The organism is Serratia sp. (in: enterobacteria) (genome assembly GCF_046715635.1).
GTDB lineage: Bacteria > Pseudomonadota > Gammaproteobacteria > Enterobacterales > Enterobacteriaceae > Chania.
The window spans coordinates 1-4263 of the sequence record NZ_JBKJYW010000211.1 but is presented as its reverse complement, the minus strand read 5'-3'; the positions used below and the strand labels follow the sequence as shown (position 1 = coordinate 4263).

The window sequence follows — 4263 nt, the reverse complement described above, 5'->3', positions numbered from 1 at the left end:
GGCATAGCGAGAATTCATGATGCGTTTTGTGGCGTAGCTCACAGTTTAATTGTATGATGAATGCGTCAACATCAACGAGAATGCACTATGGGCAACCTATTTAATCTGTGTTGGAAATATGTCAGGGCGATCGTGCTGATCTACCTCAGCCTGTTCGCCGGTAACGCCATTGCGGCGCTGCTGCCGATCGCCATCCCCGGCAGCATTATCGGGATGTTGATCCTGTTTGCCCTGCTCACCTCACAAATTCTACCGGCCAAATGGGTCAAGCCCGGCTGCCATCTGTTAATCCGCTATATGGTGCTGCTGTTCGTGCCAATCGGCGTCGGCATCATGAAGTATTACGACCAGATAGTTGAGGATCTGGCTCCGCTGATCGTGTCTTGCCTGATCAGCACGCTGCTGGTGTTTGTGGTGGTCGGCTATACTTCACATTACTTCCACCGCGAGCGCCCCATCCTCGGTAAAGCAAAAAATGCGGAGGATGAACAATGATGCAAAATATCTGGTGGTCTTTACCGCTGACCCTGGCGGTGTTTTACGCGGCACGCAAGCTGGCACAAAAGCTCAACATGCCATTGCTGAATCCATTATTGGTCTCGATGGCGGTGATCATTCCGTTGCTGTTGCTGACCGGCATCCCTTATGAACGCTATTTTCAAGGCAGCAAAATCCTCAACGATCTGCTGCAACCGGCGGTGGTCGCCCTTGCCTTTCCGCTATACGAGCAGATCCATCAGATCCGCGCGCGTTGGAAATCCATCATCACCGTCTGTTTTATTGGCAGCATGGCCGCGATGATCAGCGGCGGTGCCATTGCCCTGCTGATGGGGGCCAAACCCGAAATTGCCGCCTCGATCTTGCCAAAGTCGGTGACGACCCCGATAGCCATGGCAGTAGCCGAGTCGATTGGTGGTATCCCGGCCATCAGCGCGGTATGCGTGATTTTTGTCGGTATTCTGGGGGCGGTTTTCGGCCATTCACTGCTTGGCCTGTTGCGGATCAACACCAATTCATCGCGCGGTTTGGCGATGGGTACCGCCTCGCACGCGTTGGGTACCGCGCGCTGCGTAGAAATGGATTACCAACAGGGCGCATTCAGTTCGCTAGCTCTGGTTATCTGCGGGATTATCACTTCGCTGACCGCGCCATTTGTATTCCCGATACTGCTGCGACTGTTTGGTTAACGGCCAAAAACTTGCGATAAGTCTCGCATTTATGGATTTCATTGCACATGTTTCATTAAAAAATAGATATAAATCACACTTTATTGTGAGCCTGTTACCTAAAATGTTAAACCGTTACTCGTAGAGAGACTCATTTATGCATGCTCGCTTTCATACCGCCTATGGCGAATTACCCACGGCCTTGCAATCCGCCCTGCTGCCTTATTTAGATGCGCCCGATTTTGCAGCCATGTTCAAGGCCGAGCAGATCGAGGCAATCAAGCAACAGTGCGGGTTGGATGACGATGCTCTGGCCTTTGCTCTGCTGCCATTGGCGGCTGCCTGCTCGTTAACGCCGATTTCGCATTTTCACGTTGGGGCTGTCGCACGTGGCGTCAGTGGCAACTGGTATTTTGGTGGCAACATGGAATTCCGTGGTGCACCTATGCAACAAACCGTGCACGCAGAACAGTGCGCAGTCACGCATGCCTGGCTGCGTGGTGAAGCCAAACTGGTTGCGGTCACCGTCAACTACTCGCCTTGCGGCCACTGCCGTCAGTTTATGAATGAGCTTAACAGCGGCACCGAGTTGGAGATCCACCTGCCTGCACGGGCAACCGCCACGCTGGGTGACTACCTGCCTTACTCCTTCGGCCCGAAAGATCTGCAAATCAGCGAGTTGCTGATGGATCCGGTCGATCACGGTTTCCAACTGACGCTGGATGATGAACTGGCGAAAGCTGCCCTGGATGCCGCCAACCGCAGCCATGCTCCATACAGCACCGCCCATAGCGGCGTAGCGCTGGAAGCCGAAGACGGCAAGGTTTACGCTGGCCGCTATGCAGAAAACGCCGCGTTCAACCCTAGCCTGCCACCATTGCAGGCCGCCCTGATCCTGATGAATGTCTCCGGCGGTGATTGCCAGAAAATTCGCCGTGCCGTATTGGCCGAAGCGGAAGGCGCAATCCTGACCCAGTGGGATGCCACCCGCGCCACCCTGGCGGCCTTGGGCTGCGAAGACGTCCAACGCGTCACCTTCTGATCCCTCAGGCGGAGCCACCGTGCTCCGCCGCAATCCGGCTAAAAAACCAGCAACAAACGACAATTCCCCATTATTTACTAACAAATGCTGTACATATTTTGCCGATCTCTTAGGATCGGCGGTAATAAAGCTTACCCTAAGCAAAGAGTAAAACTGATGGAACTGGAATACGAAAGCAAACGCCCTCTCTACATCCCCTACGCTGGCCCCATTCTGTTGGAGTTCCCGTTGCTGAACAAAGGCAGCGCCTTTTCCGAAGAAGAACGCAGTAACTTCAACCTGCACGGCCTGCTGCCGGAAGCGATAGAAACCATCGAAGAACAGGTGGAACGCGCTTACCGTCAGTATCAGGATTTCAAGAACGATAACGACAAGCACATCTACCTGCGCAATATCCAGGACACCAACGAAACGCTGTTCTATCGCCTGCTGGATTCGCACCTGAGCGAGATGATGCCCATCATCTATACGCCAACCGTGGGTGAAGCCTGTGAGCATTTCTCCGATATCTATCGCCGTGCGCGTGGGTTGTTTATCTCCTACCCGAACCGCGATCGCATCGACGATATGCTGCAAAATGCCACCAAGCAGAACGTTAAGGTGATTGTGGTCACCGACGGGGAACGCATCCTTGGCCTGGGCGACCAGGGCATCGGGGGCATGGGTATTCCAATTGGTAAGCTCTCCCTGTACACCGCCTGTGGCGGTATCAGCCCGGCCTATACCTTGCCAGTGGTGCTGGACGTGGGCACCAACAATCCGCAGCGCCTGAACGATCCGCTCTATATGGGGTGGCGTCATCCGCGTATTTCTGGCGATGAATATCACGCCTTTGTGGAAGAGTTCATCCAGGCGGTGAAACGCCGTTGGCCGAACGTGCTATTGCAGTTTGAAGATTTCGCCCAGAACAACGCCACGCCGCTGCTTAATCGCTATCGTGACGAGCTGTGCTGCTTTAACGACGATATCCAAGGCACCGCCGCCGTGACGCTGGGCAGCCTGATCGCCGCCAGCCGTGCTGCTGGCAGCCAACTGCGCGATCAAACCGTCGCCTTCCTGGGTGCCGGTTCCGCAGGTTGTGGGATTGCCGAACAGATCATCGCCCAGATGAAATCCGAAGGGCTGAGCGAAGAGGAAGCCCGCGCCCGCGTGTTTATGGTTGACCGTTTTGGGCTGCTGACGGATAAGCTGCCAAACCTGCTCGATTTCCAGAGCAAGCTGGTACAGAAAAGTGCCAGTCTGCAGCAATGGCAGGTGGAAAGCGATGCGATCTCCCTGCTGGAAGTGGTGCGCAACGCCAAGCCGACCGTGCTGATCGGCGTCTCTGGCCAGCCGGGGCTGTTTACCGAAGAGCTGATCCGCGAGATGCACAAGCACTGTCCGCGTCCGATCGTGATGCCGCTGTCCAACCCAACCTCCCGCGTGGAAGCTCGGCCAGAAGATATCATCAATTGGACCGACGGTGCCGCACTGGTCGCCACCGGCAGCCCGTTCTCACCGGTAACCTATAAAGACCAGCTGTTCCCGATTGCCCAGTGCAACAACTCCTATATCTTCCCGGGGATTGGCCTTGGCGTACTGGCAGCAGGGGCAAAACGGGTCACCGATGCCATGCTGATGGCCGCCAGCCGTGCCTTGGCCGACTGCTCTCCGCTGGCTACCGACGGCCACGGCGCACTGCTGCCGAATATCGATGATATTCAGGGCGTATCCAAATGTATCGCGATGGAAGTGGGCAAAGCCGCTCAGTTGCAGGGTGTAGCAGTGGTGACGTCGGAAGAGGCGTTGTCTAAAGCCATCGAGCATAACTTCTGGCGCCCGCAGTATCGTATCTACAAGCGTACCTCGTTCTAAGTTCCTCATCGGGCCTGTTAGTCAGGCCCGGTTCTCAAGCCAAGACCGGAATATGCTGAAAAATACAGCGTAATGCCTACGACAAAGGGCGCGCCGCTTGCGTCTGCCGGGCAGGTAAAGTAGCCTTGGAACTCATTTAATCCATCGTTCGCGCAAGGCATCAACATGTGGAAACGCCTGATAGTTAGCCTGTTCATCATC

The 4263-nt window shown here is 55.2% G+C and carries 5 protein-coding genes; 4 read left to right on the top strand and 1 reads right to left on the bottom strand.

Annotated features, from left to right (window positions below):
• Positions 1-87 precede the first annotated feature (87 nt).
• From ACLQ7H_RS10600 to ACLQ7H_RS10585, 4 genes are all read left to right on the top strand, one after another.
• A complete protein-coding gene (locus tag ACLQ7H_RS10600; RefSeq protein ID WP_411752623.1) occupies positions 88-495 on the top strand; it encodes a CidA/LrgA family protein in 408 nt (135 codons plus the stop codon).
• Positions 492-1187: a CidB/LrgB family autolysis modulator gene (locus ACLQ7H_RS10595; RefSeq protein WP_411752622.1), complete on the top strand. Its 696-nt coding sequence runs from the start codon at positions 492-494 to the stop codon at positions 1185-1187. The genes ACLQ7H_RS10600 and ACLQ7H_RS10595 overlap by 4 nt, the downstream gene beginning before the upstream one ends.
• A gap of 136 nt (positions 1188-1323) precedes the next feature.
• Positions 1324-2208, top strand: a complete 885-nt coding sequence (cdd, locus tag ACLQ7H_RS10590; RefSeq protein ID WP_411752621.1) for a cytidine deaminase — start codon at positions 1324-1326, stop codon at positions 2206-2208.
• 156 nt (positions 2209-2364) lie between these two features.
• The gene (locus ACLQ7H_RS10585) at positions 2365-4062 is read left to right on the top strand and encodes an NAD-dependent malic enzyme (RefSeq protein ID WP_141131753.1); all 1698 of its coding nucleotides are present in this window, start codon (positions 2365-2367) and stop codon (positions 4060-4062) included.
• Between the two features lie 17 nt (positions 4063-4079).
• Here the strand turns inward: ACLQ7H_RS10585 and ACLQ7H_RS10580 are convergent.
• Positions 4080-4263, bottom strand: a 184-nt coding sequence (locus ACLQ7H_RS10580; RefSeq protein WP_411752620.1) for a hypothetical protein, incomplete at its 5' end; no start/stop codon positions are given.

Coding starts and splice junctions, on each gene's coding strand:
- ACLQ7H_RS10600 (WP_411752623.1), top strand. CDS start 88: ATGGGCAACCTATTTAATCTGTGTTGGAAATATGTCAGGGCGATCGTG.
- ACLQ7H_RS10595 (WP_411752622.1), top strand. CDS start 492: ATGATGCAAAATATCTGGTGGTCTTTACCGCTGACCCTGGCGGTGTTT.
- cdd (WP_411752621.1), top strand. CDS start 1,324: ATGCATGCTCGCTTTCATACCGCCTATGGCGAATTACCCACGGCCTTG.
- ACLQ7H_RS10585 (WP_141131753.1), top strand. CDS start 2,365: ATGGAACTGGAATACGAAAGCAAACGCCCTCTCTACATCCCCTACGCT.